At 59.5% G+C, this 19868-nt stretch carries 19 protein-coding genes and 1 pseudogene; 8 read left to right on the forward strand and 12 right to left on the reverse strand.

The features are described 5' to 3' along the window. Positions 1 to 22 precede the first annotated feature (22 nt). The 4 genes from ACZ89E_RS23465 to ACZ89E_RS23480 all read left to right on the forward strand — a co-directional run bounded on the left by ACZ89E_RS23465 (position 23) and on the right by ACZ89E_RS23480 (position 3311). Entirely contained in the window at positions 23 to 445 is a 423-nt protein-coding gene (locus ACZ89E_RS23465; RefSeq protein ID WP_476256565.1) for a hypothetical protein, read from the forward strand. Next, on the forward strand, positions 442 to 2169 hold the full coding sequence (locus ACZ89E_RS23470) for a tetratricopeptide repeat protein (protein WP_476256566.1): 1728 nt from the start codon (positions 442 to 444) through the stop codon (positions 2167 to 2169). Before ACZ89E_RS23465 ends, ACZ89E_RS23470 begins: the two co-directional genes overlap by 4 nt. Beyond that, the gene (locus tag ACZ89E_RS23475) at positions 2166 to 2765 is read left to right on the forward strand and encodes a lysozyme inhibitor LprI family protein (RefSeq protein WP_476256567.1); all 600 of its coding nucleotides are present in this window, start codon (positions 2166 to 2168) and stop codon (positions 2763 to 2765) included. Before ACZ89E_RS23470 ends, ACZ89E_RS23475 begins: the two co-directional genes overlap by 4 nt. 162 nt (positions 2766 to 2927) lie before the next feature. Further along, positions 2928 to 3311 carry a helicase gene (locus ACZ89E_RS23480; protein ID WP_133835380.1) on the forward strand — a complete coding sequence of 128 codons (384 nt, stop codon included), beginning with the start codon at positions 2928 to 2930 and terminating at the stop codon, positions 3309 to 3311. A gap of 146 nt (positions 3312 to 3457) precedes the next feature. Here ACZ89E_RS23480 and ACZ89E_RS23485 read toward each other — a convergent pair whose 3' ends face one another. The 6 genes and pseudogenes from ACZ89E_RS23485 to exbB form a co-directional block, all read right to left on the reverse strand. After that, the gene (locus tag ACZ89E_RS23485; RefSeq protein ID WP_149659472.1) at positions 3458 to 4858 is read right to left on the reverse strand and encodes an aminoacyl-tRNA deacylase and HDOD domain-containing protein; all 1401 of its coding nucleotides are present in this window, start codon (positions 4856 to 4858) and stop codon (positions 3458 to 3460) included. A 79-nt stretch (positions 4859 to 4937) separates the two neighbouring features. Beyond that, positions 4938 to 7014: pseudogene (gene recG / locus ACZ89E_RS23490) on the reverse strand (ATP-dependent DNA helicase RecG). Between the two features lie 9 nt (positions 7015 to 7023). Then, positions 7024 to 7953 carry a hydrogen peroxide-inducible genes activator gene (locus ACZ89E_RS23495; protein WP_123408680.1) on the reverse strand — a complete coding sequence of 310 codons (930 nt, stop codon included), beginning with the start codon at positions 7951 to 7953 and terminating at the stop codon, positions 7024 to 7026. Between the two features lie 265 nt (positions 7954 to 8218). Beyond that, positions 8219 to 8968, reverse strand: a complete 750-nt coding sequence (locus ACZ89E_RS23500) for an energy transducer TonB family protein (protein ID WP_463258861.1) — start codon at positions 8966 to 8968, stop codon at positions 8219 to 8221. After that, a complete protein-coding gene (gene exbD, locus ACZ89E_RS23505) occupies positions 8965 to 9393 on the reverse strand; it encodes a TonB system transport protein ExbD (RefSeq protein WP_149659474.1) in 429 nt (142 codons plus the stop codon). Before exbD ends, ACZ89E_RS23500 begins: the two co-directional genes overlap by 4 nt. Before the next feature lie 6 nt (positions 9394 to 9399). After that, a complete protein-coding gene (exbB, locus tag ACZ89E_RS23510) occupies positions 9400 to 10371 on the reverse strand; it encodes a tonB-system energizer ExbB (protein WP_476256568.1) in 972 nt (323 codons plus the stop codon). A 189-nt stretch (positions 10372 to 10560) separates the two neighbouring features. Here exbB and ACZ89E_RS23515 point away from each other — a divergent pair, with 189 nt between their 5' ends. After that, entirely contained in the window at positions 10561 to 11418 is an 858-nt protein-coding gene (locus ACZ89E_RS23515) for an SDR family oxidoreductase (RefSeq protein ID WP_476256569.1), read from the forward strand. 122 nt (positions 11419 to 11540) lie between these two features. On the opposite strand, the gene ACZ89E_RS23520 is transcribed toward ACZ89E_RS23515, so the two are convergent. From ACZ89E_RS23520 to ACZ89E_RS23545, 6 genes are all read right to left on the reverse strand, one after another. Then, entirely contained in the window at positions 11541 to 12281 is a 741-nt protein-coding gene (locus ACZ89E_RS23520; protein ID WP_149659477.1) for a putative periplasmic lipoprotein, read from the reverse strand. A gap of 55 nt (positions 12282 to 12336) precedes the next feature. Next, positions 12337 to 12717, reverse strand: coding sequence for a RidA family protein (locus ACZ89E_RS23525; RefSeq protein ID WP_003229509.1), 381 nt, complete (start codon positions 12715 to 12717; stop codon positions 12337 to 12339). A 24-nt stretch (positions 12718 to 12741) separates the two neighbouring features. Then, positions 12742 to 14847: a bifunctional GTP diphosphokinase/guanosine-3',5'-bis pyrophosphate 3'-pyrophosphohydrolase gene (spoT, locus tag ACZ89E_RS23530; RefSeq protein WP_213937837.1), complete on the reverse strand. Its 2106-nt coding sequence runs from the start codon at positions 14845 to 14847 to the stop codon at positions 12742 to 12744. A gap of 57 nt (positions 14848 to 14904) precedes the next feature. Continuing rightward, positions 14905 to 15168 (reverse strand): DNA-directed RNA polymerase subunit omega, encoded by a 264-nt coding sequence (gene rpoZ, locus ACZ89E_RS23535; RefSeq protein WP_007894670.1) that lies wholly within the window; start codon positions 15166 to 15168, stop codon positions 14905 to 14907. A gap of 167 nt (positions 15169 to 15335) precedes the next feature. Continuing rightward, a complete protein-coding gene (gene gmk, locus ACZ89E_RS23540) occupies positions 15336 to 15956 on the reverse strand; it encodes a guanylate kinase (RefSeq protein ID WP_149659479.1) in 621 nt (206 codons plus the stop codon). A gap of 12 nt (positions 15957 to 15968) precedes the next feature. After that, the gene (locus tag ACZ89E_RS23545) at positions 15969 to 16832 is read right to left on the reverse strand and encodes a YicC/YloC family endoribonuclease (protein WP_476256570.1); all 864 of its coding nucleotides are present in this window, start codon (positions 16830 to 16832) and stop codon (positions 15969 to 15971) included. Between the two features lie 272 nt (positions 16833 to 17104). Here ACZ89E_RS23545 and rph point away from each other — a divergent pair, with 272 nt between their 5' ends. From rph to gltS, 3 genes are all read left to right on the forward strand, one after another. After that, positions 17105 to 17827 carry a ribonuclease PH gene (gene rph, locus ACZ89E_RS23550; RefSeq protein ID WP_046030686.1) on the forward strand — a complete coding sequence of 241 codons (723 nt, stop codon included), beginning with the start codon at positions 17105 to 17107 and terminating at the stop codon, positions 17825 to 17827. A 29-nt stretch (positions 17828 to 17856) separates the two neighbouring features. Continuing rightward, positions 17857 to 18222, forward strand: coding sequence for a DUF4870 domain-containing protein (locus ACZ89E_RS23555; protein ID WP_149659481.1), 366 nt, complete (start codon positions 17857 to 17859; stop codon positions 18220 to 18222). Positions 18223 to 18605: 383 nt separating this feature from the next. Then, complete coding sequence (gene gltS / locus ACZ89E_RS23560; RefSeq protein ID WP_476256571.1) at positions 18606 to 19814, forward strand: sodium/glutamate symporter; 1209 nt, start codon at positions 18606 to 18608, stop codon at positions 19812 to 19814. The last annotated feature ends 54 nt before the right edge of the window (positions 19815 to 19868 follow it).

The following is a 19868-nucleotide window of genomic DNA, read 5'->3' on the forward strand; positions in this document are numbered from 1 at the left end:
GATCTGGCAAAGGGAGTTGTCTTTGAAAAAGTTATTGACGCTGATGTTGCTGGCCTTTCCCGCATTCGCTCACAGCGAAGTGGGAACGGAAATTGACTGTTTTAAATCCCTGGAAGGCAAAAACATAAAGCTTGAGTTCAGGATCTACCGTGATGAGGCCGCGAAGTGGAGCGGGGCGGGGGCCAAGTATGGGACGTCCAAAGAGTCGATCCCGCTGGTGTTCAAAAGTACCGAGCAAGAAGAAATGGCCGAGGGCCGGCCTTTTCAATTCACCACCACCTGGGTCGAAGTCGTGGGCGGCGCCGTCACCGGTGAATACGTCATGGTGCGCCAGGGTGCGTTGATTTACGGCATGTCCTACACCAATGCCAAAACCAAGAAACGGTTTGAGTTTGATCATCACCCGTTGACTGAGTCTTCTGCCGAGAAGGGGTGTCAGTGGTGAAGCTGTTTACCTTGAAGATTTCAATGTTCTTGATGGCGCTATTGAGCTTTGGTGCGAGTGCTGCTGAGTCGGTTTTCCCCCACGCAACGATCTGTGGGTATTACGGCAAGGCGACCGGCAGTTGTTCAGTGGCCCTGGATGACGAGGGCTATGTTTTAGATGCCAGCTCAGGAAAGCGACTGTTCGACGACGCGGAATATACCGGCGCGATGTTTACCAACGCGCTGTATCGATCCGGCAATCAGTACATTCTGGACAGTGAAAATTACTCTTCCGCTAAGTCTCGCCGTTGGGTGGTCTTCAGTTATGACGGCAAAGAAGTCGTCCTGAACCATCTCTATATTTTTTCCCAGAATATCTCGATGCAAGTGGGCCCTTACTGGCATGGCTATGACTGCCGTCCGGTCAGTGCGAAGTTGGGCGCGCATACGGGGAAGTCACTCTTGGAGTCGGCAGCCGATACCCTTTGCAAGGACGTTGAAGCAAACGTGGTAACGGTTGTTGAACCTGCTCCGGCCTCTTCGGCCGCCGCTTCGCTGGCGGTCAGTGTGCCGGTGTACAGCGACGGGCAACGCAATGGCGCGGCAACTTATGTGTTCGAGGGGACGGACGCGCCTGAGCTTTTGAAGTTGGCGTGTGATTCCGGCTGCGCGCTGCCCTTGAAAGAAACGGCTTCGCAAAGTACGGGCAAGGTCGCGCAACCAAGTTCCGGTGCCAATCCGCCAACGGTGATCAAACAGCAACAGGCCAGTTTATTGGGTGACGCATCCCGTCAAAACGTGTCTGTGCTGTCCGGTGAAGCCGGCGCAGACTACCGCCGCCTGCAGATCACACCTGAACACGGCACCGGCAACGACATCCTGCTGGATACGGCCAAGGCATTGCCGTTGATCAAGAGCCAATACTCGTCGGCCATGAGCGATATCTTCAGCGTCCACATCATCAGCAACCCGGCAGGCGTGCTGAAGGTCATCGATCCGCAAAGTGACACCGTGTCGGTCAAGCAGCCTTCTGCCGAGGCCGGGAACGCCCTTGTACTGGTCAGCAGCGAAGAAGATAACGCCGTTTATAACTTCAACCTGGTGTTTCGCTACAACAAAAGCTCCCGGCAGTTCGAGCTGAAACATGTATTGCAGGTCGTCAACAACGAGTCCTGCGATCACTCGCTTGTCAGTGTTGAAGAAGTCCCAAAAAGCCTGATCGGCGAAATGTCCCTGGCATCTTTCGATGGTCGCAAGCTGTTTGAGCAGTTGTCTGAGTTGCGCATTCAAGCGGGCGGCGATTACAAAAAATTGATGATGACGGACGTCGCGGAACAGCTCGACAAGGCGTTGGCGCTGTATCGAAAAGGGCAGACCGAGGCGCTCTCGGAGGTGATGGGAAGCTTCCTGATGTACGACAACGCAGGTCAATGCGATCCGGACAACTACATCGCGCAAAAGTATGACTTTCCTCAGTTACCCGGCTGGTCTAACGACGTGGGGTTTCTATTGGGTGAAACAGGTTATTACCAAGAGTCCATCGAGTTGCTGGACGCCGTGATTGCCCGAAATCCCACACGCACCGTGGCCTATCTGAACCTCGCCGACAGTTACTGGGGTTTGAAGAATAAAGCGCTGGCGGCACAGGCTTACACGAAGTACGCCTCGCTAATGAGCGACGCGGGCAAGGCGTCGAAGATTCCTGCGCGAGTGGCTGAGCGTAGCAGTGGAGTGGTGGAATGAACGGATGCAAGAAGGCGTTTGTGAATTTCGCAGGCGTGGTCCTGGCGGCGTCCATGTTCTCGGCTTTCGCCCAGCCGAACTGCAATGTCGACAGTTTTGAAACACCTGATTGGTTGATCTGCAGCCAAAAAACCTTCGATGCACTCGACACCGCATTGAACGATCAATACAAAAAAGCGCAGGCCAGCTTGGCCCCGGACAACAGGAAGTTATTGATTGATGTGCAGCGCAGTTGGGTGAAGTTCAAGGAAGAATACTGCGAAACGCTTTATCAAAAGGCTGAGGCGGGTGAGGCGGCGGCACTCAAAAAGTGGTCCTGTCTGCTGCACACCACCAATGGCCGGCTGAACGAATTGATGTATTTGCAGACCGGGATGACCAACGATGGTTTCTACAACGCGACCCTGGCGATGGTGGGTAAAGACAACGCCATGACGATGGAGGCAGCAGCGCAGCGGTTGGGAGGCGAGCCGCTGGTTGACCCGGTATGGCAGCACTACGTGGCTGGTCACTGTGAGATGGCTTACGGTCTGTTCCGAGAAGACCTGGATCTATGTGGGCAGCGGATGCGTTTTCAGTTGCCGATCAATCGTTGATCGTGGGCCGTAGAGGCGTTGCCTCGTTAGTTGAAAAGCGTGACTTGGCAGTCATTGACGCCAAAAACCGCATCATCTTCTTCAAACACAACGCAATAGTGTCGTTATCGTCTGAAGTCGCTACACTGCGCCGGCCGTTCATTTTTCTTTGAGGCTGTGCGCATGAAATTTCGTTTTCTTCTGTGGATGCTGGGTTTGTTGATGGGTAAGGCCAGTCGGACCAATCCTGCGTTTCAACAGCAGTTGGGGGACAAGGAACTGGTGTTTCAACTCCAGACCCTGGACGGGAAGGTGGCGCGGCATTTTCGCGTGAAGGATCAGCGCATCACCAGCAAGTCCGGGGTGTATGCCGAACCGGCGTTTGCGATTGCCTTTAAAGACGCGGCGTATGGCTTTGCCACGATGCAGGCGAAGAACAAGCAGTTGGCGTTTATGACGGGGATTCAGGACAAGTCGATTCAAATCAAGGGCAACCCGGCGCTGGTGATCTGGTTCCAGGGGTTGACCAAGTATTTGAAGCCGAGGAAGGCTAAGCCTAAGGCTTGAGTTCGGTGTTGGGGCTGTGACGCGGAGCGTCACGGGATGCGTTACCACGCGGGAGCGTGGGAACGATCAGGTAGACAGGAAGACCGAGTTGGGTTCATCGCGGGCAAGCCTTGCTCCTGTAGGAGCGAGGCTTGCCCGCGAAGCTTTTAGGCCTGGGTGAACTGCGAAGCCAGTTCGCGCAGCAGCACTTCGGCTTCAAGCACTTTGCTGACCACGTCGTTGGCCTTGTCGCGGGTCAGGCCCACACGCTCCAGCAACGCATCCGGGATGTCTTCATCCGGCCCGGAGCCAATCCCGCGACTGCGCAGCAAACGCACCGCCAGGCATACCAGGTTCGGGTATTCGGCATAGGCGCCGTCATAGCCCGGATCGTGCTGGAAGCGCAGCGCAGTCGCCAACTCATCCGGCATGTCCCAATAGCGCATCAACCAGGAACCGATCTGTTCGCGACTGATGCCCAGCAGATGTTGTTCAACATAGCTGTGGCACAGGTGCGGGTTGACCTCCAGGTGGCGGCAGATCAGCGAGAAGTGCGGCGGGAAGACGTGGGCCAGCAGCAGGTAGCCGAAGTTGTGCAGCAGGCCGGCGAGGTAGGTCAGGCCGGCTTCCGGGCGCTGGGCCCGGGGCATGGCGCGGGTCAGGCCTTCGATGACGGCGGCGGTGTAGATCGATTGCTGCCAGTACGGCGTGGTGTGTTGCGGGTGGTCTTTGGGCAGGCTCAAGGTCTTGCCGAGGGCCAGGCCCAGGGCCAGGTTGATCACCAGATCGAAGCCCAGCACCCGAACGATCGCATCTTCCACCGAACGAATCTTGCCCGGCGAGGCGTAATACGGCGACGCCGCCCAGCTCACGACTTGCGCGGCCAAAGCCGGGTCGGTTTCAACCACGCCGGTGATGTCGTCGATGGTGGCGTTGGGGTCGACCCGCAGTTTGATGATTTTTTGCGCGGTTTCGGCCAGCGGCGGAATCTCGATGGTGGCTTCCAGGCGTTGCTGGATGCGCCGCGCGGTGAACGCCTGGACGGCCTGGGTGATTTCCTCGCGGTCATCGTCGGGGCGGTCGAGGTTCGGGCGGATGCTGGTCAGGGCTTCGCCAAAGTTGGCGGCGCTGGCCTTGGTCAGCATGCTCTTGAAGGCTTCGCTGGTGATTTCCAGCAGCACATTCGGCTCGCCCGAGTTGATCAGCAACTTCGGCTCGCGCAGCAGGCTTTCTTCGTACAGGCACGGTGAACTGGTCAGCGCCGGCAGGCCGGGCAGCAGGCTCAGGCTGTGTTTGCCGAGCATCTTCTCCAGGCGTTCGGTCGAGACAGCAGTCAGTCGGCGGCCCGTCAGTTCGGCGAGGCGATTGAGGTCCAGCAACTGACTCTGCGGGAACAGCACCATGAGTGCGCCGACCGCATCATCCAGCAAAACCGCCTGCACTTTACGTGCGGCGTTGAGGCCGTGATGGTCGAGGACTTCTTCGTAGGCGATGCCCAGTTTGCCGAGCAGCAGCCGAATAACAGACGGAGCGTGCGGGGTTTCGGGGATGAGGGCAGCTTCGGTCATGGTGTGTATCCGTTTTTGAAACAATTGCTGGAGTATAACCAGCTTGTTTAAAGCCATGGTCCAGAAACTGCGACGGTGCTCACACTTGGCCGTATTGCTGCCCATGGCGCAGCCAACGATCAAGCAACGGGCTGACATGATCGGGCCAGCGCTCCAGCAGCGCCTGGGCCGCATCGCGCACGGCGGGCAGCAGGTCGGCGTCACGCATCAGGTCCGCGACCTTGAATTGCAGCAGACCGGTCTGGCGTGTGCCGAGCATTTCGCCGGGGCCGCGCAGTTCGAGGTCTTTTTCGGCGATGACAAATCCGTCGTTGGTCTCGCGCATGATGCCCAGGCGCTGACGGCCGATCTGTGACAGCGGCGGATGGTAGAGCAGCACGCAATGGCTGGCGGCGCTGCCCCGACCGACACGACCGCGCAACTGGTGGAGTTGCGCGAGGCCGAGGCGTTCGGGGTTTTCGATGATCATCAGGCTGGCGTTGGGCACGTCGACGCCGACTTCAATCACCGTGGTCGCGACCAGCAGTTGCAGGTTGCCGGCCTTGAATTCCGCCATCACCGCGGCTTTCTCGACAGGCTTCATGCGCCCGTGGATCAGCCCGACCTTCAACTCGCCGAGGGCGGCGGTCAGGTCTTCGTAAGTGGTTTCCGCCGCTTGGCAGGTCAGCTCTTCGGATTCTTCGATCAGCGTGCAAACCCAATAGGCCTGACGTCCTTCGGCACAGGCGCCGCGCACCCGTTCGATGACTTCGACGCGCCGTGTATCGGTGACCAGCACGGTGTTGACCGGGGTTCGACCGGGAGGCAGTTCGTCGAGGATCGAGGTGTCGAGGTCGGCGTAGGCGCTCATGGCCAACGTCCGTGGAATCGGCGTGGCGGTCATGATCAGTTGATGCGGGCACATCCGTCCGCCAACGCCTTTCTGCCGTAGGGCGAGGCGCTGCTGGACGCCGAAGCGGTGCTGTTCGTCGATGATTGCCAGCGCGAGGTTCTTGAACTGCACTTCTTCCTGGAACAACGCATGAGTGCCGACCACCATGGGCGCGCCGTTGGCGATTTGCTCCAACGCCGCGACGCGGTTCTTGCCCTTGAGCTTGCCGGCCAGCCACGCGACTTCGATGCCCAGCGGTTCGAGCCAGCGCTTGAAGGTGATGAAGTGCTGTTCAGCGAGGATCTCGGTCGGCGCCATCAAGGCAACCTGATAACCGGCCTCCAGCGCTTGCAACGCGGCGAGGGCGGCGACCACGGTCTTGCCCGCGCCGACGTCACCCTGGATCAGGCGCAGCATCGGCTCGTGCTGGCTGAGGTCGTAGGCGATTTCATTGCCGACCCGCTGCTGGGCGCCGGTCGGCGTGAAGCCGAGGTTGGCCAGGTACTTGGCCGGCAGCTTGGTGGCTTTGGGCATCGCCGGCGCGCGCAGGGAACGCATGCTTTCGCGCAGACGCTGCTGGGACAGTTGATGGGTCAGCAGTTCTTCAAAGGCCAAGCGATGCTGCGCCCAGTGATGACCGAGGGCGAGTTCGTCGACGTCGGCATCGGCGGGCGGGTGATGCAGGTAGCGGATCGCATCGGCCAGCGGCGCCAGTTGATAGTCCGCGGGCCAATTCGGTCGGCAGCCAGTCGGGCAGGCTTGTAGGGCCGAGCAGGGTCAGGGTTTGCATGCACAGTTGGCGCAGGCGTTGTTGGGTCAGGCCTTCGGTCAGCGGGTAAACCGGGGTCAGGGTTTCATCCACTGGCGGTGGCTCGTCACCGGTAATGGCGCGGTATTCCGGGTGGTAGATTTCCAGCCCCGAAGCGCCGGGCCGGGCTTCGCCGTAGCAGCGAATCCGCGTGCCGCGTTTGAGGCCTTCTTTCTGGGCGTTGCTGAAATGGTAGAAGCGCAGGCTGAGGCCGCCGGTGCCATCTTGAATCCGCACCACGAGGCTGCGACGACGGCCCATGACCACATCGGCACCGCTGACGGTGCCTTCAATCACGGCGTCCTGACCGGGTCGCAAATGGCCGATCGGGACCACACGAGTGCGGTCCTGGTAGCGCAACGGCAGGTGAAAGAGCACGTCCTGGAGATTCTCCAGGCCGACCTTGGCCAGTTTCTCGGCCATGGCTTCACCGACACCCTTGAGTGCCGTCACCGACACTTGCGACAACTCGGTCATGGCAGCGACTTAACCGGCCACCACCGGCGCTTGTGGCTTGGCCACCGAGCACAGGCGAATGGAGTCAGCGAGGATTTCAATCGCCTTCGGCCGCGGGAAGCTGGCGCGCCAGGCGATGGCCACGGTGCGGAACGGCACCGGCGGCGACAGAGGACGCACGGCAATCACGCCGGGGGCGTAGTGGTGGCTGTCCACGGCCGACAACGGCAGGATCGAGATGCCCAGGCCAGAGGCGACCATGTGGCGGATGGTTTCCAGGGAGCTGGATTCCACCGTGGTGTGCTTGGCGCCGTCGTTGCCTTTGCCCAGGGTCGGGCAGGCTTCCAGCACCTGGTCGCGGAAGCAGTGGCCTTCGCCGAGCAGCAGCAGGCTCTTGTCGTTGAGCAGGGCGGCGTCGATGGTTTCTTTCTGGGTCCAGGGGTGCTGGGCCGGCATCAGGACGTAGAACGGTTCGTCGTAGAGCGGCAGGGTCAGCACGTCGGCTTCGTTGAACGGCAGGGCGATGATGATCGCGTCGAGCTCGCCGTTGCGCAGTTTGTCGCGCAGCACGTGGGTGAAGTTTTCTTCGATGTACAACGGCATCTGCGGGGCGACCCGGTGCAGTTGCGGAATCAGATGTGGAAACAGGTACGGGCCGACGGTGTAGATCGCGCCGACTTTCAGCGGGGCGGTCAGTTGGTTCTTGCCGGCCTGGGCCAGTTCGCGGATGCCTTGGGCCTGTTCCAGGACTTTTTGCGCCTGGGCCACGATGCCTTCGCCGACCGGAGTCAGGCGCACGGCGCTCTTGCTGCGCTCGAAAATCAGCACACCGAGTTCGTCTTCAAGCTTTTTCACGCCCACCGACAGGGTCGGCTGGCTGACGTGGCAACGCTCGGCCGCGTGGCCGAAGTGCTGCTCTTGGGCGAGGGTAACGATGTAGCGTAATTCTGTAAGAGTCATAGCGAGCGTCCATGAAGTTGCGGGCCAAGCATACCGGCTGCAATCGATAGACGCACGTTATCAGAGAGAGTGTGTTGAGTGACACAGGGCAATGCGGGTTTGCCGCTGGCGGATAAGCAAAAGGCACCTTTCGGTGCCTTTATGGCCGCTGCATAACCTGTAGGAGCAGAGCTTGCTCGCGAAAGCGGTTTATCAGCCAACATGGATGTTGGATGTGATGGCCTCTTCGCGAGCAAGCTTCGCTCCTACAGGTGCCGTGTGTTGTTTAGCGCCGGCGTTTTTCCAGCGAATAAACAAACGGTGCAACGATTTCGATCGAGCCGTTGTTCAGCATGTCCGCCGGTGGCTTGGGCAGTGGCTGGGCACGTTTGATCATGTCCAGGGTCGCCCGGTCCAGGTCGGCGTTGCCGGAACGGCCCACCAGTTCGAACGACAACACATTGCCTTCACCATCGACCACGAAGCGCAGGCGGTTCAGACCTTCCTTGCCCCTTGATTGCGCGCTGGCCGGGTACTTTTTGTACTTGGCCAAGTGCGCGAGCAGGGTGCCTTGCCAACTGGCCTTGGCGGCCTGCTGGGCGGGCGATGGACCTGGCGCCGGTTGTGCGGATTTCTCGGTCGGGGCCTGGGTCGGTTGCGCGTCGCTCGGTTTTTCCTCGGACGGTTTTTCCTTCGGCGGCTCCGGCTTTTTCTCCACAGGCTTGGGCGGTTGCGGCTTGGGCTTGGGTTTGACCGGTTTCGGCACGGCAATTTCTGCCTTAGGCACTTGCGCCAGTTTCGGGATCGGCAGTTCTTCCACCGGGGCCGGTGGCTGAGGCGGCGTGATCACCTTCGGCGGTGCCGGCGGTGGCGGGGCCGGAACCGGCGCCAACTCGACCATCATCGCCTGCGGAGGCAATTCAATCGGTGGGCGCGCCGTCCAGTTCACCGCCAGCGCAATGGCCAGCGCATGGACGCCCAGCACCACGGCCAGGCTCCCGCTGTAACGCGTCAGCTTATGGCGCGTCGTGATCATTTCTTGACTGCCGTCTCAAGCCCGACCAGACCCACCTTCAGGTAACCGGCGGAGCGCAGGTTGTCCATCACGCTCATCAGGTCGCCGTAATCCACGCCTTTATCGGCCTGGAAGAAGATCGTCGTGTCTTTCTTGCCCTTGGTCCTGGCGTCGAGGGTGGCGCCGAGTGCTTCGGCCTTCACTTCGTCTTCACCGAGGAACAGGCGCTGGTCAGCTTTTACGCTGAGGAATACCGGTTTCTCTGGCCGTGGCGCCGGTTTGGCGCTGGAGGCCGGCAGGTCGACCTTGATGTCCACGGTGGCCAACGGTGCAGCCACCATGAAGATGATCAACAGCACCAGCATCACGTCGATAAACGGCGTGACGTTGATTTCGTGGTTCTCGACCAGATCGTCGTCTGCGCCTTCTTTCAAATGCAAGCCCATGGCTGATTACCCTACTTTGACCACGTGGGGTTGCGTGGAGCGCTCAGCGGTCGGCAGGTGATCCAGATCACGGCTGACCAGCAACAGGACTTCAGCAGAGGCGTCCGACACTTGCGCCTTGTAACCGGCGATGGAGCGGGCGAAGACGTTGTAGATGACCACGGCAGGAATCGCGGCAACCAGGCCCAGCGCAGTAGCCAACAGGGCTTCTGCGATGCCGGGAGCGACGACGGCGAGGTTGGTGGTCTGGGTTTTGGCGATGCCGATGAAGCTGTTCATGATGCCCCACACGGTGCCGAACAGACCCACGAACGGCGCGGTGGAACCGATGGTGGCGAGCACGCCGGTGCCGCTGCTCATGTTACGACCGCAGGCGGCAACCAGGCGCTCAAGACGGAAGGCGACACGTTCCTTGATGCCTTCTTTCTCGCGGCTGTTGGCCGACAGGCGCATTTCTTCGAGGGCATCGTGGACCAGCAGATGAGCGAGGGTGCCTTGCTTGGTGGCGCTGGCGCTGGCTTCTTTCAGGGTGGTGGCTTTCTTCAGGTGGACGATCTCACCGCGCAGACGACGCTTGGCGCCCATCAGCTCAAAGCCCTTGGCGATCCAGATGGTCCAGGTGATGATCGAGGCGATGGCCAGGCCGATCATCACGATTTTCACGATAATATCGGCGTTCTGGTACATGCCCCATGGCGACAGGTCGTGGGCCATGCCCAGGGAATTGTCCGGTTCGAGGACTTCTGGCGCGTCTTCGGCGTTGGCATCTACCGCCGGGGCCGGATCGGTTGCGGCAGGTACTACGGCGGGAGCGGCGTGATCCGCCGGGGCTGCAGCGGTGGCGGCAGGAGTGGCAGGTGCTTGTGCATCAGCGAAAGCGGCAACAGGCGCCAGCATCAGGCTGAGCAGCAGGGCGGCCACAGCGCTCCAGGCGCGAGGTCGTTTGGTTGGCGAAGCGGGGAATTGATTGCGTGTCATGCTGGCCGGACCTGAGAGAAAAATAGGGTAAATGTTCTTCCAGGCCTCGTAAGGCCGAGAACAAAAGTGGTCGGCATTATTGCAAGTAATTCTTGTTAACAGAAGTAATTGCATGTCTTTTTTTCCTCCATTGCTATCCGCTCGTCCTTTACGGGCGCTAATCTGTACCTTTCCTGAGGGAGTTTTCTGATGTCTGCGCCATCTGTTTTGATCGCCGGCTGCGGTGATGTCGGCAGTCGTCTGGCCACGCAATTACTGGCTTCGGGTTGGGAAGTTCACGGCTTGCGGCGTGACGTCTCGCGCCTGCCCGAAGGGGTGATTGGCGTTGCCGGCGACTTGTTCAATAAAGACTGTCCGGAAACCTGGCCAATCGGTGCGGTGGATTACCTGGTGTATTGCGCGGCGGCCACCGATCACGATGAAGCAGGTTATCGCGCCGCTTATATTCAGGGTTTGCAGCACGTGCTGGAATGGCTGGGCGATTACGGCCAGGTGCCGAATCGGTTGCTGTTCGTGTCCAGCAGCAGTGTTTATGGCCAGCAGGACGGCGAGTGGGTCGACGAGACTTCACCGACTGTGGCGGCTGGTTATTCCGGGCAAGTGATGCTGGAAGCCGAGCAAATTGCCCTTAATAGCGGCATCCCGGCGAGCATCGTGCGGCTGACCGGGATTTACGGTCCGGGACGCGAATTTCTGCTGACTCAGGTTCGTCGCGGTTATCGCGTGGCGATTGACCCGCCGTTATACGGCAACCGCATTCACTCGGACGATGCGGCTGGGTTGATGGCGTATCTGCTTGAGGCTGATCAGCGAGGAGTTGCGCTGGATAACGTCTATATAGGCGTCGACGATGCGCCTGCGCCATTGGCTGACGTGGTGGGCTGGTTGCGTGAGTATCTGGGCGTGACCGAGTGGGCCGAGAACGAGAGTGTGCGCAGGACTGGCAGCAAGCGTTGCAGCAATGCGCGGGCGAAAGCGCTGGGCTGGGAGCCGAAGTACCCGAGTTATCGCGAAGGCTATGCCGCAATTCTTGGAGACCGCAGCTAACTTCGAGTCACCCAAAACAACTGTAGGAGCAAGGCTTGCCCGCGAAAGCGATGTAACAGCCGACATAGATGTTGGATGTTATGACGCTTTCGCGGGCAAGCCTCGCTCCTACAGGTATTCGATCACTGCTTTTCCAGCAACCACTTGCGATCACCCGGCGTGAACTGCGGCATTTCATCCGCCTGCGCCGTGTTCACGGCCTGGAAGATTTCCAGTTCCTTGCCTTTACGCGCAAAGATCCAGGTGTTGCCCTGGCCGTTGAGTTGCAGCCACATATTGTCGTTGCCACCGCTCATCGACGCGCAGTCACCCGCCAGACACAGGGCATAACGATCCGCACCCGGCAGGCCGGCCACCTGGCCATCCGCCTGGAACTGCACGGTGCTGCCTTCACCCTGGCCGTTGACGATTTTCCAGCTGCCGCCCATGTAGGCCGAGTACAGCGCGCGTTCGAAGCTGGCGCCAATTGGCGCGCCTTCCGGGACTGGAATCAGGGCGCGGTCGAAGACTTGCGCCGGTTCGTTGTCGTTGGCGACCTGGCTCAATTGCTTGCCGTCACGTCGCAGTTCGCTGGCGGAACTGCCATAGAAGTCGACTTTCCAGGCGCCGGACTCATCGGCCAGCAGCTTGCCTTCGACGTTTTCAAAACCGTTGGTGTAGCGGGCCTGGCTGGCCTTGGTGTTGACGTCCCATTCCAGGTTCGGACCGTAAGCCTGGAGCGCTTCGCGCAGGGGGCCGCCCTTGGAGGCAGCATCGATGGCCACCTGGTTGATCCAGGTGCCGCTGATATCACGGTCGGCAGGGTTGCTGGCGCAGCCGCCGAGGAAAACGGCGAGCAAGGAGAGGGCAAGCGCTTTGCGCATGGTGGAATCCTTTCAAAACGAAAACGGCGCAGCCTGGGAGGCTGCGCCGGATGTATTACTCGATGACCAGAATGGCGTCCATTTCTACCTGCGAACCCTTTGGCAGGGCTGCAACGCCAATGGCGGCGCGGGCAGGGTAGGGCTGGTCAAAGTATTTGCCCATGATCTCGTTGACCTTGGCGAAGTGGCTCAGGTCGGTGAGGAAGATGTTCAGTTTGACGATGTCCTTGAACGAACCGCCAGCGGCTTCAGCCACGGCTTTCAGGTTCTCGAACACCTGGACGGTCTGGGCTTCGAAGCCTTCGACCAGTTCCATGGTTTTTGGGTCCAGGGGAATCTGACCCGACATGTAGACGGTATTGCCAGCCTTGATCGCCTGGGAATAAGTGCCGATGGCGGCCGGGGCTTTGTCGCTGGTGATAACAGTCTTGGTCATGAATGACTCCTTGTAATGGATGGGCTACGCACGCATGCGGGTGATGCGAATCACCCCGGTCAAGGCGCGCAGTTTCTTGATCACGCGGGCCAGATGCACACGGTCGTGCACGCTGACCACCAGTTGGACCACGCTGATGCGACCATCGCGTTCGTCCATGCTGATTTTTTCGATATTGCCGTCGGCCGCGTTGACGCTGCTGGCCAGCAGGGCGATCAGGCCGCGCTGATGTTCCAGTTCGACGCGCAACTCGACGTTGAATTCGCCGGTGACATCCTTGGCCCACGAGAGCTGGATGCATTTTTCCGGGTTGTGGCGGATTTCGCTGATGTTGCGGCAGTTGTCCAGGTGCACGACCATGCCTTTGCCCGCCGACAGGTGCCCGACAATCGGGTCGCCCGGGATCGGCGTGCAGCACTTGGCGTAGCTGAGGACCAGGCCTTCGGTGCCGCGAATCGCCAGTGGGCCTTCGGCGCTCGGCAGTTGTTCGCCTTCGCCCAGCAGGCGGCGAGCGACCACATAGGCCATGCGATTGCCCAGGCCGATGTCTTCGAGCAGGTCTTCGATCAGTTCCAGGCGGTACTCGGTGAGCATCGCCTTGACGCGCTCGGCCGGGACTTTGTCCAGGGTGCTGTCGAAACCGTTGAGGACCTTGTTCAGCAGGCGTTCGCCGAGGCTGATGGATTCGGAGCGGCGTTGCAGCTTCAGCGCATGGCGGATGTGGGTCCGCGCCTTGCCGGTGACCACAAAGTTGAGCCACGCCGGGTTCGGCCGCGCGCCAGGCGCGCTGACGATCTCGACCGTGGAGCCGCTTTGCAGCGGTTCGGACAGCGGTGCGAGACGACGATTGATCCGGCAGGCGATGCAGCTGTTGCCGACGTCGGTGTGCACCGCGTAAGCGAAGTCGACCGCTGTGGAGCCTTTGGGCAGCTCCATGATCCGGCCTTTGGGCGTGAACACGTAGACCTCGTCCGGGAACAGGTCGATCTTCACGCTTTCGATGAATTCCAGCGAGTTGCCGGCGCGCTGCTGCATTTCCAGCACGCCTTTGACCCACTGGCGGGCGCGGGCGTGAGTGCCTTTTGGTTGCTCGTCGCCGCTGGATTTGTACAGCCAATGGGCGGCGATGCCGTTGTTGGCCATCTCCTCCATTTCACGGGTGCGGATCTGGATCTCGATCGGTACGCCGTGCATGCCGAACAGCGTGGTGTGCAGCGACTGATAGCCGTTGGCCTTGGGGATCGCGATGTAATCCTTGAAGCGTCCCGGCAACGGTTTGTACAAATTATGCACAGCACCTAGCACGCGGTAGCAGGTATCGACCTTGTCGACGATGATCCGGAACGCGTAGACGTCCATGATCTCGTTGAAGGCCCGACGCTTACCGCGCATTTTCTTGTAGATGCCGTAGAGGTGTTTCTGCCGTCCGCTGACTTCGCCCTGGATTTCATCAATCGCCAGGCAATGGCTCAGGGATTCTTCGATCTTGTTGACGATTTCCTTGCGGTTGCCCCGGGCGCGTTTGACGGCCTGGTTGATCCGTGCGGAACGCATCGGGTGCATGGCCTTGAAGCCGAGGTCTTCGAATTCTATGCGGATGGCGTGCATGCCCAGCCGATTGGCGATGGGCGCATAGATTTCCAGGGTTTCCTTGGCGATGCGCCGGCGTTTTTCGCCGGACAGCACTTCCAGCGTGCGCATGTTGTGCAGGCGGTCGGCGAGCTTGACCAGGATCACGCGAATATCGCGCGCCATGGCCATGGCCATTTTCTGGAAGTTTTCGGCCTGGGCTTCGGCTTTGGTCTCGAAGTTCATCTGGGTCAGTTTGCTGACCCCGTCGACCAGTTCGGCCACGGTTTCGCCGAACTGCGCTTGCAGCGCTTCCTTGGCAATCCCGGTGTCTTCGATCACGTCATGCAGCATCGCGGCCATCAAACTCTGATGGTCCATGTGCATGTCGGCAAGAATATTCGCCACGGCAAGGGGATGCGTGACATACGCCTCGCCGCTGCGGCGGCGTTGGCCGTCGTGGGCTTGTTCGGCGTAGAAATACGCTCGGCGGACCAGGTTCACCTGGTCCTTGCCGAGGTAGGTCGATAAGCGATCGGCGAGGGCGTCTATGCTGGGCATGATGACTCCTGCCGTTCGCTGTGACCCCGCGCCGTGCTACGTCGACCAGGCATAGGCTTAGACGGCCTCGTTGGACTCGTCCTCGAACGCTGCGAACAGCGGTTCGTCTTCGACGATTTCAGCATTGGCGATGAACTCATAGCTCATCAGGCCTTCAGCGATTTCACGCAGCGCTACAACGGTAGGCTTGTCGTTTTCCCACTGAACCAGTGGCTCTTTGCCGCCGGTGGCCAGTTGACGGGCACGTTTGGTGGACAGCATGACCAGCTCAAAACGGTTTTCCACGTGGTTCAGGCAGTCTTCAACGGTTACGCGGGCCATGGTATTCCTCGGAGCGAATGCAATATGCGCGCTGCCCGGTTGGGCGAGCGGACTCAACAGTTTAAAAAATCACCAGCGATTAGGGAAGCGCTGATTTTTTGACCAAGCCCTTCAACGCGCTGCAAGTGCCAATGTAAAGCCCCCGCAGCGGTTTTGGGAAGAGCTGTTTAGCCGAGCAATTCAGCCAAAAGTTTTCCGTTACGCTGCTGCTGACGCTTCTGATGCAGCTGATTGGCACGGAAAATCGCCTTCAAATCGTGCAGGGCGTGGGCAAAATCGTCGTTGATGATCAGGTAGTCGTAGTCGACATAGTGGCTCATCTCGCTGACCGCTTCACGCATCCGGCCGTCAATGATCTCGTCGCTGTCCTGGCCGCGATTGGTCAGGCGCTGGTGCAAGGCTTCCAGGGACGGCGGCAGAATGAAGATCGAACGGGCTTGCGGCATCAACTTGCGCACTTGTTCGGCGCCCTGCCAGTCGATTTCCAGGATCAGGTCGTGGCCCGCGTCCAGGGTCTGCTGCAAGTGACTTTGCGAGGTGCCGTAGAGATTGCCGAACACTTCGGCGCGCTCCAGGAAATCACCGTGTTCGCCCATCTTCACGAACGCTTCGCGCGAGACGAAGTGATAGTTCACGCCGTCCACTTCACCGGGACGCATGGCGCGGGTGGTGTGGGAAACCGAGACGCGGATTTCCTGGTCGGAGTCGGTCAGGGCCTTGACCAGGCTGCTTTTGCCCGCGCCCGAAGGCGCGGAAATGATGTAAAGGGTGCCGGTGCTGTGGGTCATGTCGGGGTGGCCTTACTCTATGTTCTGTACTTGTTCGCGCATCTGCTCGATCAACACTTTGAGGTTGACCGCCGCCTGGGTGCTGCGCGGATCGAAGGCTTTGGAGCCCAGTGTATTGGCTTCGCGGTTGAGTTCTTGCATCAGGAAGTCCAGGCGCCGACCGGCCGCACCGCCGGACTTGAGCACCCGGCGCACTTCGATGATGTGGGTGCTCAGGCGATCCAGTTCTTCGGCGACGTCGCTCTTTTGCGCGAGCATGACCATTTCCTGCTCCAGGCGCTGGGGGTCCATATCGGCTTTCATGTCGGCAAAGCGATCGAGGACTTTCTGGCGCTGGGTGGCGAGCATCTGCGGGACCAGTTCGCGCAGGGTCACGACGTCTTCTTCAATGGACGTCAGGCGCTCGTTGATCAGGCGAGCCAGCTCCGCGCCTTCGCGCTCGCGGCCGGCCTTCAGCTCTTTCAAGCCTTGATTGAACAGCGCCAGTGCCTCGGCATTCAGGGCTTGCGGGTCAGTAGCGTCGCCCACCAGCACGCCGGGCCAGGCCAGGACTTCCAGCGGGTTCAACGCCGCCGGGTTCTTGATCAGGCCGGCAATCGTTTCGGCGGCGGCGACCAATTGCGCGGCGCGCTCGCGATCCACTTGCAGGGTTTTGCCAGTGCTTTCTTCAGTGAAACGCAGGGTGCATTCCAGCTTGCCTCGGGAAATGCCCTGGCGCAGCGCTTCGCGGACGGCGCCTTCGAGGTCGCGAAAGGATTCCGGCAGACGCAGGTGCGGTTCCAGGTAGCGGCTGTTGACCGAGCGCAGTTCCCAGCTCAGGGTGCCTTGGGCGCCGGCGTTTTCGACACGGGCGAAGGCGGTCATGCTGTGCACCATGGAGGTACCTCGCAATGCAGGCCGGCGCGAAACCCGTGGGGCTTCGCGGACCCGATATCAGTGAATGTAAGCCGACTGGCAGCAAAGGCGCAGGATTGTAGCGCAGTGGGGCGGATGCGCCCAAACACACCCTGTGACAAAGGGCAGCAGGCCGTCGGTTAGGCACCTTTTTGCCGCCTTCAACCGTCGGCCGGATTTTTTAGAAGTGCCCAGTCGTGGCTGGCGGCTCTATAATGCTCCGCAGTTTTCCGTCCCCAGTACAGGTATTCCCTATGAAACGTCCAAGTGGTCGCGTTGCCGATCAGCTCCGCTCGATCCGCATTACCCGCAACTACACCAAACACGCCGAGGGTTCTGTGCTGGTCGAGTTCGGTGATACCAAAGTCATCTGCACCGTCAGCGTCGAGAACGGCGTGCCACGTTTTCTTAAAGGTCAGGGCCAGGGCTGGTTGACCGCTGAATACGGCATGCTGCCGCGCGCCACCGGCGAGCGTAACCAGCGTGAAGCGAGCCGTGGCAAGCAAGGCGGGCGCACCCTGGAAATCCAGCGCCTGATCGGTCGTTCCCTGCGCGCTGCGCTGGACATGTCCAAGCTGGGCGATGTCACCCTGTACGTCGATTGCGACGTGATCCAGGCTGACGGCGGCACTCGCACCGCATCCATCACTGGCGCCATGGTTGCGCTGGTCGATGCCTTGAAAGTGATCAAGAAGCGCGGCGGCCTGAAAGGCGGCGACCCGCTCAAGCAAATGATCGCGGCCGTTTCGGTGGGCATGTACCAGGGCGAACCTGTGCTTGACCTTGACTACCTGGAAGACTCGGCTGCCGAGACTGACCTGAACGTCGTGATGACCAGCACTGGCGGCTTCATCGAAGTCCAGGGCACCGCTGAAGGCGCGCCGTTCCAGCCGGAAGAGCTGAACGCCATGCTGGAACTGGCCAAGAAAGGCATGAATGAAATTTTCGAATTGCAGAAAGCCGCCCTGGCTGACTGATCGAACCTTTCCACACCAAGGAGGACGCCATGAGTGATCAGCAACTGCTACCCACGCCGAGCCAGGAGGTTCGTCAGTGGGCAATGTTTTGTCACTTGTCCGCCTTGCTGGGGATCTGGATTCCGTTTGGTACGCTGATTGGCCCGTTGATTCTCTGGCAGATGAAGCGCGAGAGTGATCCGTTTATTGATGCGCAGGGCAAGGAAGCGCTCAATTTTCAGATCACCGTCGCCATCGCCGCGACCCTATCGTTCTTTTTGATGTTGGTGGTCATCGGGTTCTTCCTGCTTGGCCTGATCGCCATCGGCGCGTTGGTGCTGACGATCATTGCTGGCGTGAAAGCCAATGAAGGGGTGCCTTATCGATATCCGTTCACCTGGCGGGTGATCAAGTAACGATCAATCCGGGCAGGCCCGCCTTACATTGAGCGCTGTAAAACAAATGCCCTGACTTGTCAGGGCATTTGTATTTTTGCAGTTCAATTCACATCTCTGGCGCACGGGGCGGGTGATAACTGCGCCGCAGTTCTATATCAGCGATCACTCTTACATCTTTAGTCACAACTGTAATGCCTCAACATTGGCTGCGTCCTTGGCAATGAGACTTTACGGTTGATAGAGTTGCCCCACGTTATATTCACTAAGAAATATTTCGACATATTCAAGCCATCGAAGGTCCTTGAATTTCAAGCAATCAGTGTTGAGAAACTCAGCCGGTTCAAGAGGCGTGCGCAGGTAAAAAGTTCGCCTTTGAATATATATAGCCAAGAATAATCCCAATGATTCAGCTCGATTTTTATGGAACGCTTGTGGCCGCCTCCTTGGTGCTTTTGCTGGGGCGCGGACTTGTTACACGTGTTGGGTTTCTACGTAATTACAATATTCCCGAACCCGTTGCCGGCGGTCTGTTGGTTGCCCTGGCTCTCCTGATATTGCGAACTTTTGATATTGAAGTACGCTTCGATACTTCATTACAGACGCCGTTGATGTTGGCTTTTTTCGCCACGATCGGCTTGAGTGCGGACTTCGCCAGCCTAAAGAAGGGCGGTCGCGTAGTGGGCGTTTTTCTGCTGGCGGTGGCCGGACTGCTGATCGTCCAGAATGCCATGGGCATCGGCCTCGCAAAAATGCTCGGGCTCGATCCTTTGATGGGACTGCTGACCGGTTCGATTACGTTGTCGGGCGGTCACGGTACAGGCGCTGCATGGGGGACGGTGTTTAGCGAGAAGTATGGTCTGGCGTCGGCCTCCGAGCTGGCGATTGCCTCTGCGACGTTCGGCCTGGTGTTGGGTGGCTTGATTGGTGGTCCGGTCGCTCGCCTGCTGATCAAGCGTGTTCAAGTACCAGGCTGCCATCCTCAGGAAACACCACAGTTGCCAAAGGGCTTTGAGCAGCCGAACAAAGAGCGCTCGATTACGCCATTTTCGTTTATCGAAACACTTGCCCTGATTGCCGTCAGCTTATTGGCCGGCAATCTTCTGAATGGCTGGCTGCAAGGAACGGCACTTGAATTGCCGACGTTCGTTTGTGTCTTGTTCGTGGGTGTCGTTTTACGCAATGGGCTTTCAGCGTTGGGCTTGTATCAGGTATTCGAGCGTGAAGTCTCGGTGCTGGGGAATGTCAGCCTGTCGCTGTTTCTGGCGATTGCCTTGATGTCGCTCAAACTGTGGGACCTGGCGGCACTGGCCTTGCCGATCTTCATCATTCTGGCTGCGCAAGCGTTGGTCATGGCGCTGTTTGCGATTTTCGTGACGTTCAGAATCATGGGCAGTAACTACGATGCGGCGGTGTTGGCGGCAGGGCACTGCGGTTTCGGGCTGGGTGCCACACCTACGGCCATCGCTAACATGCAGGCGGTGACGCAGCGCTACGGGCCTTCGCAGATAGCGTTTCTCGTGGTTCCGATGGTGGGTGCGTTCTTCATCGACATCATTAACGTCATCGTGATCAAGCTGTACCTTGCGCTGCCGTTTTTTGCCGTTGCCTGAGGTTCGGGTCATGTCGACTGATGCATAAAAAAATGCCCGTATCTTGCGATACGG

The sequence above is a fragment of the Pseudomonas sp. TE3899 genome, from assembly GCF_056279105.1.

Bases quoted from the DNA above. Each gene is read 5' to 3' on its own strand.
- ACZ89E_RS23525 (WP_003229509.1), bottom strand. From the start codon at position 12,717: ATGACCAAGACTGTTATCACCAGCGACAAAGCCCCGGCCGCCATCGGC.
- ACZ89E_RS23480 (WP_133835380.1), top strand. From the start codon at position 2,928: ATGAAATTTCGTTTTCTTCTGTGGATGCTGGGTTTGTTGATGGGTAAG.
- ACZ89E_RS23500 (WP_463258861.1), bottom strand. From the start codon at position 8,968: ATGATCACGACGCGCCATAAGCTGACGCGTTACAGCGGGAGCCTGGCC.
- gltS (WP_476256571.1), top strand. From the start codon at position 18,606: ATGATTCAGCTCGATTTTTATGGAACGCTTGTGGCCGCCTCCTTGGTG.
- ACZ89E_RS23485 (WP_149659472.1), bottom strand. From the start codon at position 4,858: ATGACCGAAGCTGCCCTCATCCCCGAAACCCCGCACGCTCCGTCTGTT.
- ACZ89E_RS23495 (WP_123408680.1), bottom strand. From the start codon at position 7,953: ATGACTCTTACAGAATTACGCTACATCGTTACCCTCGCCCAAGAGCAG.
- spoT (WP_213937837.1), bottom strand. From the start codon at position 14,847: ATGCCCAGCATAGACGCCCTCGCCGATCGCTTATCGACCTACCTCGGC.
- ACZ89E_RS23545 (WP_476256570.1), bottom strand. From the start codon at position 16,832: ATGGTGCACAGCATGACCGCCTTCGCCCGTGTCGAAAACGCCGGCGCC.
- ACZ89E_RS23520 (WP_149659477.1), bottom strand. From the start codon at position 12,281: ATGCGCAAAGCGCTTGCCCTCTCCTTGCTCGCCGTTTTCCTCGGCGGC.
- ACZ89E_RS23555 (WP_149659481.1), top strand. From the start codon at position 17,857: ATGAGTGATCAGCAACTGCTACCCACGCCGAGCCAGGAGGTTCGTCAG.
- ACZ89E_RS23515 (WP_476256569.1), top strand. From the start codon at position 10,561: ATGTCTGCGCCATCTGTTTTGATCGCCGGCTGCGGTGATGTCGGCAGT.
- ACZ89E_RS23475 (WP_476256567.1), top strand. From the start codon at position 2,166: ATGAACGGATGCAAGAAGGCGTTTGTGAATTTCGCAGGCGTGGTCCTG.
- exbB (WP_476256568.1), bottom strand. From the start codon at position 10,371: ATGACACGCAATCAATTCCCCGCTTCGCCAACCAAACGACCTCGCGCC.
- exbD (WP_149659474.1), bottom strand. From the start codon at position 9,393: ATGGGCTTGCATTTGAAAGAAGGCGCAGACGACGATCTGGTCGAGAAC.
- rpoZ (WP_007894670.1), bottom strand. From the start codon at position 15,168: ATGGCCCGCGTAACCGTTGAAGACTGCCTGAACCACGTGGAAAACCGT.
- gmk (WP_149659479.1), bottom strand. From the start codon at position 15,956: ATGACCCACAGCACCGGCACCCTTTACATCATTTCCGCGCCTTCGGGC.
- rph (WP_046030686.1), top strand. From the start codon at position 17,105: ATGAAACGTCCAAGTGGTCGCGTTGCCGATCAGCTCCGCTCGATCCGC.